Raw genomic sequence first — 13,568 nt, forward strand, 5'->3', positions numbered from 1 at the left:
TTATTACACACACTATCTCTGCTGAATCCCAGCTTGATCTATGTTGATCTGAATTATACTTTGAATTTGCCGATTTGCCCTTGCAGGTCCTCTGCCATGGTAGACAGGTTTCTTGCAGCTGAAGCAATTTCCTCCATGGATGCCAGTTGCTCTTGTGTTGCAGCAGACACATGTTGTGTTCCTGCTGCGGCTTCCTCAGCAATCGCTGAAATTTGTCTGACAAAGCCTACAACTTCATCCGTACTTGCAGACATTTGCTCTGAGCCAGCGGACACCTCTTCAATCTCACTCGCTACTTTATTAACTGTTTCCTGAATCAGTTCAAAGGATGCACCTGCATTCTGCACGACTTCCCGACCTGTCATGACATCTTTTCCATTGGACGCTACAGCCTCGATCGCATGGGCAGTGTCCTTTTGAATCAAACCAACAAGTTCCGTAATTTGTTGAGCAGAATGAGCCGATTGTTCAGCCAACTTGCGCACTTCGCCTGCAACTACAGCAAATCCGCGACCGTGTTCTCCTGCGCGGGCCGCTTCAATCGCAGCGTTCAGAGCAAGAAGGTTGGTCTGACTCGAAATATTGGTGATTACATCAATAATCTTGCCAATTTCATCTGAACGCTCTCCCAATCCAGCCATAAGACCAGCCAATCCCTCCATGGAGTGATTTACAGCGTTCATCTGCGTAACAGCCTGTTGAATCATCTGGTTACCTTCAGCTGATTTGTGGGCCGCATCCTGAGCAGATGCAAATACATTTTGCGCACGGATAGCAATTTGTTCTACACCGATGGACATTTCCTCAATAGCCTGGGACGACTTTGTCACCATATCCACCTGTTCGCCCGTTCCTGTAGCTACTTCTTGTACCGTTTCGGTTATTTGTGCAGAAGCTTGGCTATTTTGCTCTGCGCTGGCTGTCAATTCTTCCGAGGAAGTGGTTACCAGTTCAGACGTCTTACTAACCGATTGGATCAGTTGGCGAAGGTTCTCAACCATGGCATTAAAGGAATGTGCCAACATGCTGATCTCGTCCTTGCCCTTCACAATTATAGCTTCACTTGTTAGATCACCCGATGCAATGCTTTCAGCAGCACGACTGATTCGCAGAATGGGTTTAGAAATAATTTGGGCGATGATGATTGCCACAATCAGTGCCAATACAATAGCCGCAATACTCAAAACGACGACCATTTGTCTACCTGAGATAAAGTTGTCAACGCCTTCTTGTGTAATCTGTTTTGAGCCATCTGAGTTCAGCTTGATGAGCTGAAAGATCATATTGTTCGCGCTATCCCATAGCGCATAGGACTCTTTGTGCAGAATGCTGGATTGAACATAATCGTTAGCTTTCCCTGCTGCAATCACTTCTGGCAACTTATTTAGGTACTCTGCATATTTTTTGGAGAAATCATCATACATTTCACGTTCTTTAGGAGTAGCAATTAATTTTTCATATGTTTTCCGGCCGCTCTCAACCTTTTTCAAAACCTTATCGTATTCCGCCTGAACCTTCTCCACCTCTGCCGGGTCGCGTTCTACAATAATATTCAAGGAAAGCCGTTCTACATCAGATACATCGCCGTTTAGCGTTCCCAGGATAGTCACACTTGGCATCCAATGGCTATCAATTTCCATCGAAGTGTCACCCAAGTTTTTCATTTTTGAGATGGATACCAAACTAATGATGATTAATAAAGCAATTACCGCAAGAAAACCCAATAACAATTTTGCTCGGATGTTAAATTTCATACATTCGCTCCTCAATCTCTTTATAGTACATATTATATCGACATGAATCGACACATTGTTTATATCAATTTAAAGAGATTTTTCAGAACTGTTTCCAAAAGGAAAATTTTACTTGTGATGATTAGTGAAGCTGATTCTGGTTTGTTTTATAAACAGCGTGGAATGTGTTATGTTTCATGATTTCGAGCAATTGTTCCGCCATATAGCGAGGGGAATGCTTAAAATCTTTATTTACCCATTCTATGATCATCCCCAAAATAGCGTAGGCGTAGTAACTAGCTTGGGATATCCGTTATGGTAATGTCCTTTAAATCTTTTTCTTTTAAAAGGAGAACTATAGATTCCCTTATTAGTTTTTTCGTTCTTCGAATGCGTTTATCCTCAACTAATTTTGGATTAGGCATGAAGCATCACCGTTAATTTAAAATTTATTTACACAAGGCAGAAATACTGTTCAAAAAGCAACAAATTCCTGCTTATTTGCTGATTTTTATTCATTAATAAGTATGATTATACTATAAATAAGGTATAACTGTACTTTATTGAACAAGTGTTTAACGAAATGAATTACACTTAACTGAACGTGCGGAGGGATCATCATGAAAATTCAAGGTAAGGTGGCAGTAGTCACAGGAGCAGCCTCTGGAATGGGTAAGGAAATAGCCATTTTGTATGCTAAAGAAGGGGCTAAAGTGGTTGTATCTGATATCAATGTAGATGCGGCAAACTTGACTGTAGCAGACATTAAATCCAATGGCGGAGTCGCTACTGCTATTGTAGTTCGGAAGGTCCTTCCTATTTTCACGGACAAAGGTGCCGGGGTCATTATTAATGTTGCCTCACTTGGCGGATTGCAAGGCTCTAGAGCTGGTGCAGCTTATATATACTGCAGCCAAACATGCCGTTGTTGGCCTGACTAAAAATGTAGGCTTCCAATACGCTAATAAAGGCGTACGTTGTAACGCAATCGCTCCTGGTGCTGTTTCCTTGCTTCGGATGATTCCAGCTTTGTGAATGGGTACCGTCATTACAGCCGATGCTAGTTGGTCTGCTTATTAAAAGATGTAGGTAATGTAAAAAACCAGTCCAAACACGAAAGTGTCGGCTGGTTTATTTGTTGTACTACGTAAAATATTTAGCTCTGCGAACCTTCTTTATTCGCTTACTTTCCCTAATTAACCCTTTCAGGACACCTTATTCTCAATCCGCAGCTTGTCAGCTACCATCGCAATAAACTCTGAGTTGGTCGGCTTGGATTTGGAGATATTAATGGTGTAGCCGAAAAGGTGAGAGATACTGTCGATATTGCCACGTGTCCATGCTACCTCGATGGCATGACGAATGGCGCGTTCCACGCGGGATGCCGTCGTTTTAAATTTTTCGGCGATTGCGGGATATAATGTTTTGGTGATGGCACCCAAAATTTCGATATTATTGTACACCATGGTAATGGCTTCGCGTAAATATTGATAGCCCTTAATGTGAGCTGGCACACCGATTTCATGGATAATGGCCGTAATACTGGCATCCAGGTTTTTCGTTTTACCCATTGGCACCACATTAGACCGCATGGAAGAAACGGTCAACGGACTGCTACTGACTAATTGTGGTCCCACCAATTGACGAACACGGTTGGCAAGCACTTCCATGTCAAACGGCTTCAAAATATAATAAGATGCCCCGAGCTGTACGGCCCTTTGCGTAATATTTTCTTGACCGAATGCAGTCAGCATAATGATTTTCGGCTGTGGAGACAGGTTCATTTCTCTCAAGCGCTCCAATACGCCGAGACCATCCAGATGAGGCATGATAATATCTAAAATAAGTACATCAGGTACGTTGCGGGATTCTGCGATGTGTTGGAGCACTTCTTCACCATTATAGGCGATTCCAGTAACTTCCATATCCTCCTGATCGGAAATATATTCGGCAAGCAGATTCGTAAATTCCCGGTTGTCATCAGCCAACAATACCTCAATTTTTTGCAATGTACTTCCTCCTTATTGAGTGTTATTCAGTTGGGACATCAGTTTACAGCAAATAAATATTTCTTGTCGGAGTATATGATTTCGACATCGAATTATGAATTCCTTCTGTCGAAAATTATTTTTATTTATTTTTTTTATGGTTTCCATTATAATTAATTCTTTAACTTGCTATTACGAGTTTATTCTTGGCATTTCGACAAAAAAAATCTTAAGGCCACTAGCTCGCCTTAAGATTAGAGGATGATTTCAAGCTTACGTTATTCTGCATGATTCCTGCATCGCGCAGCATCCATTCAATAAAGCAGCCGTAGCCTGATTTCGGATCGTTAACAAATACATGCGTCACAGCCCCGATGAGCTTGCCGTTCTGAATAATTGGGCTTCCGCTCATCCCTTGTACAATTCCCCCGGTCTTATCCAGCAGCTTTGGATCTACGATACGAATAACAAGTCCTTTGGTTGCCGGTTTATCCTGTTGAGAAATGTGTACGACCTCTGCCTGAAACCGCTGAATCTGCTGACCTTCCAATACAGTCAAAATTTCTGCGGGTCCTTCCTTTACTTCATTCGCAAGTGCCACAGGAATCGGCTTTGAATACAAACCATATTGCGGCTCATCTGACATCTTCCCAAAAATCCCAAAGTTCGTGTTTCGTTCAATATTACCTAACACCCGATGATCCTTGAGAAAATGTGCGCGTTTTTCCCCAGGTTCACCACTTTGACTTTTCGCAATTGACGTCACATTGGATTGCACTATTTCCCCGCTCCCCACAACAATGGGGGTCTGGGTATTCATGTCGGTAATCACGTGCCCCAAGGCCCCGTATACCCCCTGATCCGGTGCGTAAAAGGTCAAGGTGCCTACACCCGCAGCCGAGTCCCTAATATACAGTCCAAGCCGCCATGCTTTGTCATCACGATCATAAACTGGTGTTAGCTTGGTGGAAATCGTCTGCTCCCCTCGGCAAAGCGTGATGTCGAGCGGCTTTTTGTTCTTGCCTGCTTCCTCTACAGCCTCCGCTACCCTTGTCAGGCTATCGAGCGGTTTGCCATTCATATGGGTGATCCGGTCACCGAGACGAATCCCAGCAGTCTCTCCAGGTGACACCTTGCGGTCCATACTTTCCTGAATGACATGATGACCAACGACAAGCACTCCTGAAGATTTTACTTTGACCCCGATCGTCTGACCCCCTGGATACACCTTCAAGTCGGGGATCATGTTTTCTTGAGGCTTCGTCACTGCATGGGAACCGAATAATTCCAGAGAAGCTTGTGAAGGCAGCGCTGCATGCACATGCTTGGCGTTACCGATACAACAAATAAGAAAAACAAGCAAAAGACCGAGCAATTTGATCCTGGAGTAAAAATTCAATGGCTGTCACGCTCCCTTTGCTTCTTTCGCTTGACGAGTAAAGGTGGTCGCCAATTGCGTACCTATAAGGTAACCTTGCCCCCAGGCTTTTATAACTGTTAATCATTACGCCAGCCGCTCTTTTCAGGCTTTCTTTCCTTCCGCCAAATTCAGCATTTCCTGTGCGTGATGCAAAGTTTTTTCGGTAATTTCCACGCCGCCCAGCATACGTGCCAATTCCTTCACACGTCCGTCCTCATTTAACGCTTCAATTTGCGTCATTGTACGTTCGTCATGAACATTCTTCTCGATAAGGTACTGGTGATCCGCCATACATGCCACCTGCGGCAAATGAGTAATGGAGAATACCTGGCAGACAGAAGACAAACGATACAGTTTTTCGGCAATGGATTGAGCCGCGCGACCGCTTACCCCGGTATCCACCTCGTCAAAAATGAGTACCGGAATTTGATCATGACGTGCAAAAATACTTTTCATCGCCAACATGATACGGGACAGTTCACCACCAGAAGCAATCTTGCCTAGCGGACGAAGCGGCTCCCCCGGATTCGGGGAAATCAGAAATTCCGCATTATCGATGCCCTGCTTGGTTGGTCGTACCCGCCGACCTTTATATTCATATCCGCGCGGATCTTCAATCGGATCAATACTTACCTTGAGTGACGTTCTTTGCATTTGCAGATCCTTTAGCTCCTGCTCTACCTGCTCGGCCAACTCTTCAGCACAAATTTCACGCGCTTCTGTAAGCTCTTCTGCAATCTGAAGTAAATCCGAAAGCAACTCATCCCGCTTTGCAATTAATTGCTCCAGCCGTTCATCCTTATTCTCCAGCATATCGGTTTCCTGCTCAATACGGCTATAGTATTCCAAAATCTGCTCTATACTATCACCATATTTTCGCTGTAACCCGGTAATTTGATTTAGCCGTTGCTCCACTTCATGCAGCTTGCCCGGATTAAATTCAATATCTTCACGGTATGAACGTAATTGGAACGCCGCATCCTCCAACTGGTAAAAAGCAGATTGAATCTGCTCCGCAATAGGCTGAAGGCTTTTGCTGTCGTAGCTTTGGACATCATTCAGTCTGGACAACACGTTATTGATCATATCCAGTCCACCTCTGCCGCTTAGCAGATCGTAGGCTCCTGATATCCCATCCATCATTTTCTCACTATGGGATAGCTTGACCCGTTCTTCTGTCAATAATTCATCCTCTCCCAATTTAAGCTCGGCAGCGGCAATTTCCTCCAACTGAAACCGATACATGTCCAATAACTGATAGGCCTTTTGACTGGAGCTTTGCAGCTCCCGCACTTCTTTTTCCGCTTTGACAAAAGCATTATAACGCTCTCTGTAGAGCGTTTTGACTGGACCGATGACCGAATCACCGAACGTGTCCAGCAGCGTCAGATGGCGGTCTGCACGTAGCAAACTTTGATGCTCATGCTGACCGTGAATATTGACGAGCTGCTCACCCACCTCACGCAACATCGTTAAATTGACCATTTGACCGTTAATCCGCGAAGAACTTTTTCCTTGTACGGTCAATTCTCGCCGAATCAATAGATGTTCTTCAGCATTCGCCTTGATTCCTTGCTCTTCTAACGTTGCCCAAACCGGATGCTTAACCGGCAACTCAAACAGCGCCTCCATCTCTGCTTTATCACACCCATAACGGACCAGATCGGCGGAACCTCTGCCTCCAGCAATCAGACCGAGGGCATCAATAATGATGGATTTACCTGCGCCTGTTTCCCCGGTCAATACGTGGAACCCTTTATAAAAATGAACATCGACAGCCTCTACAACTGCCAAATTTCGTATAGATAAAGTGACTAGCATCGTTCTTTCACCTCTATGATGTACAAATTCAAACGTCTAAATAGGCCTAAGAAATCATGTTTAGGAAATGTAGCCCATAAGACGATTCACAATGGCCTCGCTGTTCTCTTCTGATCGGCAAATAATCAAAATGGTGTCATCCCCACTAATGGTACCCATAATTTCAGGCCATTCAATGTTGTCCAATAATGCAGCAATCGAGTTCGCCGTTCCCGGAAGACACTTCATCACGATCAGATTGGTCGTATAGTCAATATGTAAAAAGTTGTCGACCAATGTACGTTTCAGTTTCTGGGCAGGGTTATATCGCTGATCTGAAGGCATCGAATATTTGTACCTGCCATCATCCATCGGAACTTTAATAAGCAGCAGTTCCTTGATGTCCCTAGATACAGTGGCTTGAGTGACCTGAAAACCAGCCTTGCGTAAGGCTTCAACCAGATCGTCCTGCGTTTCAATTTCCCGTTGTGAAATAATTTCCCTGATTTTAATATGTCGTTGACCCTTCATAAAATCCTCCTATGGATTAATCCTCATATTCCTCTTCTTCGATGTCTTCCACCAATGTAATAAGGCGGATACTCCGATCGTCCGTATCAACGTACAATACGCCCGCACAGCCCGGATAAAGCAGCAGATAAGGCATAAGCCTATCCCGCAAATCAGGACCACTCCACTCCATCGGTCTCTTGCGACGTGACGTTTTGACCATATATGTCGAACCTTTTCGCACAGCCACATAGTCTATAAACAAACGGCTATACACGGTATGTCCATTCACTTTAAAAGCAAGCGGTATTTTCATCTTTCCGCCCACCAGTTCATAACCCGCGTCTTCCAGCAAGTCCACAGCAGGCCCTTTGTCCATCTCCTCGTTAATCGGTATAGTCTTTAACACAAGCGGTCCCGGCTCCTTTAACCAGGTACGCAGGCCGTAAAATGCCCATACCGCTAATATTACGCCGATCACAACAATGATAACCGTATCATATCGCGTGTCCATGAATCGATCACCTCATGGACATATTCTAGGACAGGAGGTGGAATCCCTTTTCTCCTGTATATCTCAATTATAAGCGAACGTGAGTTCGTTAATCAATCCCTCACACCAAAAAGAGGTTCCCTTAAGTTCACAGAACTCTTGAGAACCCCTGAATGTTACTTACGCGACGGACCATTATTGAAGGTTTGACCTGCTTCCTGAACAGAAAGGTCAATTAACGGACGGAAATCAACATTTTCATGTTGCGGGTCTACACTAGCAGACTTATCCAAACGCCAATGCGCCAAAAATTCAATATTACCTTCCCCACCCGTAATAGGGGAATAAGCTAAACCTTGCAGCGAAAGTCCTAGCTCGTGGGAGAACGTCAGGATGGTTTGCAACACTTCTTTGTGCGTTGCAGGATCGCGGACGACGCCGGATTTCCCCACCTTTTCACGTCCGGCTTCAAATTGTGGCTTAATCAGAGCCACAATGTCAGCAGGCTGATGCAGCAACGCAAGCAATGGTGGCAAAATAATGCGCAGCGAAATAAATGAAACATCAATACTTGCAAAATTCGGTACAGGACCGTTCAAATCTGCAGGTGTCATATACCTGAAATTCGTTTTCTCCATTACGCATACCCGTTTGTCATTACGGAGAGACCAGTCCAGCTGATTATATCCCACGTCAATGGCATATACATACTCCGCTCCATGCTGGAGGGCACAATCCGTAAAACCTCCGGTGGAAGAGCCGATATCCAGCATCGTCCTGCCCTTCATATCCAGCTCGAATTGACGGATAGCTTTTTCCAGCTTCAACCCTCCACGGCCTACATATGGATGCACTGCACCCTTTACTTTAAGCTCGCTGTCACGTGGTACCTTCATACCCGCCTTCTCGATTCGTTCACTGTCGGCCAGTACCAGACCTGCCATAATTGCGGCTTTGGCTTTTTCACGGCTTTCAAAAAAGCCTTGCTCTACAAGTAATACATCAATGCGTTCCTTCGGAACAGACATGTTAATCTCCCTTTAAGGCAGCTACGCTGCTCTTGTCATACTTTTTCATAAATATCATCGTTGTCACAAATTTCCCTATACCGATTGTCCCATGCCATACACTGGCTCGGAAGCCCATTTGCGAAGCTTAAGGCACACAGCTTCAACGGTAAGACCCACTTCGGCGCGTTGCTCCTTGATCGAACCATGCTCCACGAACATATCGGGAATCCCCATCAGGCGCACCTGTGCATCCTGTATTTCTTCTTTGGCGTAAAATTCCAGCACAGCACTACCCAAACTTCCCGCTTCGGAAGCTTCTTCCAATACAATCAGCTTTGTATGCTGGCGAGCCAGTTCACGCAACATATCTTCATCCACCGGCTTGAGGAAACGGGCATTCACAACTCCCACCTGCAAACCTTCTCGTTTCATCGCGTCCGCAGCCTCTGTTGCCACCTGGAGCATCGGCCCCGAAGCGATTACAGCGAAGCCCTCACCCTTGCGTAAAGGCTCCCAACTGCCAATAGGTATAGCTTGCAATTCTTTGTCCATCGGCACACCAACCACATTTACACGCGGATAGCGGTAAGCAATCGGGCCATCGTCATAATCGAGCGCTGTCTTCATCATATGTCGCAGTTCGTTTTCATCCTTGGGCATCATAAGCACGAGATTCGGGATATGACGCAAGAACGCTACATCAAACACGCCATGGTGGGTTTCCCCATCCGCCCCGACAAAACCGGCACGGTCTATCGCAAACATCACGTTCGCATTGTGACGGCAGATGTCATGTACAATTTGGTCATAAGCACGCTGCATAAAAGTGGAGTATACCGCAAATACCGGCTTCATCCCTTCCATTGCCAAGGCGGCACACATGGTAGCTGCGTGCTGCTCGGCAATGCCGACGTCAATCATGCGTGCAGGAAATTCCTTACTGAACGGCACCAGCCCTGATCCACCAGGCATAGCAGGTGTAACCGCAATGATACGCTCATCCTGCTCAGCCAGCTCAATCAGCGTTTGCCCGAAAATTTCCGTATACATCGGATTGCCCACGGCCTTGAGTACCTGACCGGATTCAATTTTGTATGGGCTGATTCCGTGCCATTTATGTGAATCTACCTCCGCAGGCTTATAACCTTTGCCCTTGGTAGTTACAACATGCACCAACACGGGGCCAGTGACGTTATCCGCCTGCTGGAAGGTTTCAATCAACTTGGGCAGATCATGTCCGTCTACCGGACCAAGATACGTCAGACCCAGTTCCTCAAATAGCACGCCCGGAACCATCATATATTTAAGACTGTCCTTGACACGGCCAGCCGATTTGGCAAGTTTACCACCGATAGCAGGAATCTTTTTTAGCAAAACTTCCAGCTCATCCTTCGCCCGCAAATAATGACGGTCTGAGCGGATTTTGCTCAAATAGTTATGCATGGCCCCTACATTCGGCGCTATCGACATTTCATTGTCATTCAGAATGACCATCAAATTTTTACGTTCATGTCCGATATGGTTTAGAGCTTCGAAGGCCATGCCTCCAGTCAGCGCTCCATCTCCGATCATAGCAATGACTTTATTGTCCTCGCCCTTCAAATCACGAGCCAATGCCATCCCCATCGCGGCCGATAGAGAAGTGCTACTATGTCCAGCTTCCCAAACATCATGCTCGCTCTCGCTTCTTTTTACAAAACCGCAAAGTCCATCACGCTGGCGAAGGGTATCAAAACGATCCATCCGCCCTGTCAATATTTTGTGCACGTAGGCCTGATGCCCAACGTCATAAATCATTTTGTCCTTCGGACTGTTATAGCAGTAATGCAGGGCGATTGTGAGCTCAACCACTCCCAAATTCGATGCCAGGTGCCCCCCAGTCACGGACAGCTTCTCAATCAAAAAGCTCCTGATTTCCTCGGCTAGAGAATCCAACTCCTCAACCGACAGTGATTTCAGATCGCCTGGTTGCTTTATGTGTGGAAGCAGCACGCATATCTCCCCGCTTTCCTTCAAGTTTGTGTGTAAAGTTAACAAATATTATATCACACTTTTTCGTCATGCTTAAACGCAGACAAGTCAAAACAGACCTATCCGTGCTAATGATCTCGCTTCATCAGGTAATCGGCAATCTCCAGCAAACGCGAAGAATCAGGTATACCGCCCTCAATTAACGCATTTTTAGCTGAAGCCGTGAGTTCCTCCACCTGCTGCAAGGAAGCCTCCATACCGATAAAATACGGATACGTAACCTTCTCCTGTTCAACATCGCTTTGCGTTTTTTTACCCAGCTTGCTCTCATCGCCCACCAGATCCAGGATATCATCCTGAATTTGAAATGCCAGTCCCAGATCACGTCCAAAACGACGAAGCGCTTCTAATTGACCCTTATCCGCTCCCCCGATCCGTCCACCAGCCAGCAATGAGAAAATGATCAAATCAGCAGTTTTGTGAAGATGGATATACTCCAGTTCCTCAATTCCTGTCATCCCTTGTTGGCCGGACATATCCGCGACCTGACCACCCACCATGCCCCGCGCTCCGCTCATTTCGGATAATTCCTCCACGATGGACAGTAGCGCATCGGAGGAAACTCCGTAACGCCGACCTGCTTGTACGACGCTATGAAAGGCATGAGTCAGTAACGCGTCACCGGCAAGGATAGCAACCGCTTCTCCATATACCTTATGATTCGTCAGTTTGCCCCGGCGATAATCATCATCATCCATGGCTGGTAAATCGTCGTGAATCAGGGAGTACGTATGTACCATTTCTACCGCACATGCTACTGGTAACGCGGCCTCCCGGCTTCCGCCGAATGCTTCGGCAGCTGCGATCACAAGCAGAGGCCGCAGGCGTTTTCCGCCTGCGGTGAGTGAATAATTCATGGATTCACGGAGAACGGCGGGAATGCTCCAATGAGCTGGGAATTGCTCAGTCAATGCGGACGAAACCGCATCCACCGTCCCGGTCAAATATTCCTTGAATGACGATCTATTCAACGCCTTCACCACCGTTTTCATCTAACCCGCCGGCAAAAGGCTTCTTGCGCAAATCTCCATCCTCTTCCACAATCATTTCAATTTTACGTTCAACCTGCTCCAGCTTCTGACTGCAAAGCTGAGACAGCTTCATGCCACGCTGGAACAGATCAATGGCTTGCTCCAGAGGAACGTCCCCGTGCTCCAGTTGTCCGACAATTTCTTCAAGAGCGGCCATGGCCGCTTCAAAATTCAATTCCGCTTCATTCGCCACCGTGCTTCGCGTCCTCCTTCATTCCCCATACTTGGCAGTCCAACTGCCCGTCACTCACTTTAATCTTAATGGAATCTCCCGGCTGTACGTCTTTTAGCGACTTGATCAACCGTTTCTCCTGCTCATCATACACAAGGCTGTAGCCTCGCGACATGACCTTGAGCGGGCTAAGCGCATCCAACTGACGAATACCCGCGTACAGTTGCTGCCGTCCCGTCTTGGTAATAGCACGCATTGCAGACTCCAGCTGACGCTGTGCCGCATCTGTCTGCTTGCGGGCCGACCGGATTTGTTCGCGCGGGTTAAACCGCTCCAGCACCTGACGCATACGCGCGTTCTTCTCAGCGTTCAAACGTGAACGGTTGCTTGCTGCCCGAATGAGCCGCTGATGCAACATATCCATCCGCTCCGCATGCTGTAGCATATAGCGGCGCGGGTGCAGCAGCACCGGGGAGCGCCGAAGCCGGGTCAACCGTTCACGGCTGGTTTCCAGCCGCTGTCGGAGTGCGTTACGTAATCGCTGTTCCCTCTGGAGCAGCTGATCTCGCAACTCTTGCTGATGAGGCACAGCCAACTCGGCGGCAGCGGTCGGCGTAGCCGCACGCAAATCGGCCACAAAATCGGCAATCGTAAAATCCGTTTCATGACCGACGGCTGAAATGACCGGAATCCCCGATGCAAAAATGGCACGCGCAACCGCTTCCTCGTTAAACGCCCATAACTCCTCCAAAGAACCACCGCCCCGCCCGACGATCATCACCTGAACCTCCTGCATACGGTTCATGGCTTCAATCGCCTTAACAATAGCGGGCGCAGCACCTTTTCCCTGCACAAGCACAGGATATAACACAATTCCAGCCTGCGGATATCTCCGTTGAAGCGTCGTGATAATATCGCGTACGGCAGCTCCGGTTGGCGAAGTAATGACACCGATTGTCGTAGGGTGAGCAGGCAGATTGCGCTTGCGAGCGCTGTCGAACAGCCCTTCAACATCCAGCTTTTGCTTGAGCTGCTCATATGCAAGGTAGAGACTTCCGACGCCATCAGGCTGCATCTGGGTTGCATAAAATTGATATTGTCCATCCCGTTCGTACACAGATACGTTTCCCCGGGCAATAACACGCGTACCTTCCTTTGGCACGAAGGGAAGCCGCTGATTATGGGTTGCAAACATAATCGAACGGATGCGGCTGCCCTCATCCTTGAGTGTAAAGTACATGTGACCACTCGAATGATGCGTAAAATTAGAAATTTCCCCACGTATCCATACATCGGACAGCACCTGATCCGATTCCAGCTTCATCCGGATATAGCGATTCAGGTCCTTAATAGAGTAAATACGCTGTTCAGCCACAGGTA

The 13,568-nt window shown here is 46.9% G+C and carries 12 protein-coding genes and 1 pseudogene; 1 reads left to right on the forward strand and 12 read right to left on the reverse strand.

Annotated elements, in window-relative coordinates:
• Positions 1-53 precede the first annotated feature (53 nt).
• Positions 54-1,754, reverse strand: a complete 1,701-nt coding sequence (locus tag QD47_RS19145) for a methyl-accepting chemotaxis protein (RefSeq protein ID WP_044647643.1) — start codon at positions 1,752-1,754, stop codon at positions 54-56.
• A 121-nt stretch (positions 1,755-1,875) separates the two neighbouring features.
• Positions 1,876-2,004, reverse strand: coding sequence for a TetR-like C-terminal domain-containing protein (locus QD47_RS30985; protein WP_161797185.1), 129 nt, complete (start codon positions 2,002-2,004; stop codon positions 1,876-1,878).
• 349 nt (positions 2,005-2,353) lie between these two features.
• On the opposite strand from QD47_RS30985, the pseudogene QD47_RS19150 reads away from it, so the two are divergent.
• Positions 2,354-2,813, forward strand: a pseudogene (locus tag QD47_RS19150) (SDR family NAD(P)-dependent oxidoreductase).
• Between the two features lie 125 nt (positions 2,814-2,938).
• Here QD47_RS19150 and spo0A read toward each other — a convergent pair.
• The 10 genes from spo0A to xseA all read right to left on the reverse strand — a co-directional run bounded on the left by spo0A (position 2,939) and on the right by xseA (position 13,563).
• On the reverse strand, positions 2,939-3,742 hold the full coding sequence (gene spo0A, locus QD47_RS19155) for a sporulation transcription factor Spo0A (protein WP_044647644.1): 804 nt from the start codon (positions 3,740-3,742) through the stop codon (positions 2,939-2,941).
• A 217-nt stretch (positions 3,743-3,959) separates the two neighbouring features.
• Positions 3,960-5,120: a SpoIVB peptidase gene (gene spoIVB, locus QD47_RS19160; RefSeq protein ID WP_044647645.1), complete on the reverse strand. Its 1,161-nt coding sequence runs from the start codon at positions 5,118-5,120 to the stop codon at positions 3,960-3,962.
• A gap of 123 nt (positions 5,121-5,243) precedes the next feature.
• Positions 5,244-6,962 carry a DNA repair protein RecN gene (gene recN / locus QD47_RS19165; protein ID WP_044647646.1) on the reverse strand — a complete coding sequence of 573 codons (1,719 nt, stop codon included), beginning with the start codon at positions 6,960-6,962 and terminating at the stop codon, positions 5,244-5,246.
• Positions 6,963-7,022: 60 nt separating this feature from the next.
• Positions 7,023-7,472, reverse strand: a complete 450-nt coding sequence (ahrC, locus tag QD47_RS19170) for a transcriptional regulator AhrC/ArgR (RefSeq protein ID WP_014282217.1) — start codon at positions 7,470-7,472, stop codon at positions 7,023-7,025.
• Positions 7,473-7,488: 16 nt separating this feature from the next.
• Complete coding sequence (locus QD47_RS19175) at positions 7,489-7,965, reverse strand: hypothetical protein (RefSeq protein WP_044647647.1); 477 nt, start codon at positions 7,963-7,965, stop codon at positions 7,489-7,491.
• Between the two features lie 155 nt (positions 7,966-8,120).
• Positions 8,121-8,972 (reverse strand): TlyA family RNA methyltransferase, encoded by an 852-nt coding sequence (locus QD47_RS19180; RefSeq protein WP_044647648.1) that lies wholly within the window; start codon positions 8,970-8,972, stop codon positions 8,121-8,123.
• 75 nt (positions 8,973-9,047) lie between these two features.
• Positions 9,048-10,946, reverse strand: coding sequence for a 1-deoxy-D-xylulose-5-phosphate synthase (gene dxs / locus QD47_RS19185; RefSeq protein WP_044647649.1), 1,899 nt, complete (start codon positions 10,944-10,946; stop codon positions 9,048-9,050).
• A 107-nt stretch (positions 10,947-11,053) separates the two neighbouring features.
• Positions 11,054-11,977, reverse strand: a complete 924-nt coding sequence (locus tag QD47_RS19190; RefSeq protein ID WP_044647650.1) for a polyprenyl synthetase family protein — start codon at positions 11,975-11,977, stop codon at positions 11,054-11,056.
• The gene (xseB, locus tag QD47_RS19195; protein ID WP_044647651.1) at positions 11,949-12,209 is read right to left on the reverse strand and encodes an exodeoxyribonuclease VII small subunit; all 261 of its coding nucleotides are present in this window, start codon (positions 12,207-12,209) and stop codon (positions 11,949-11,951) included. The genes QD47_RS19190 and xseB overlap by 29 nt, the downstream gene beginning before the upstream one ends.
• Positions 12,199-13,563 carry an exodeoxyribonuclease VII large subunit gene (xseA, locus tag QD47_RS19200; protein ID WP_082067240.1) on the reverse strand — a complete coding sequence of 455 codons (1,365 nt, stop codon included), beginning with the start codon at positions 13,561-13,563 and terminating at the stop codon, positions 12,199-12,201. Before xseA ends, xseB begins: the two co-directional genes overlap by 11 nt.
• Positions 13,564-13,568: the final 5 nt, after the last annotated feature.

The organism is Paenibacillus terrae (assembly GCF_000943545.1).
Classification (GTDB): domain Bacteria; phylum Bacillota; class Bacilli; order Paenibacillales; family Paenibacillaceae; genus Paenibacillus; species Paenibacillus terrae_A.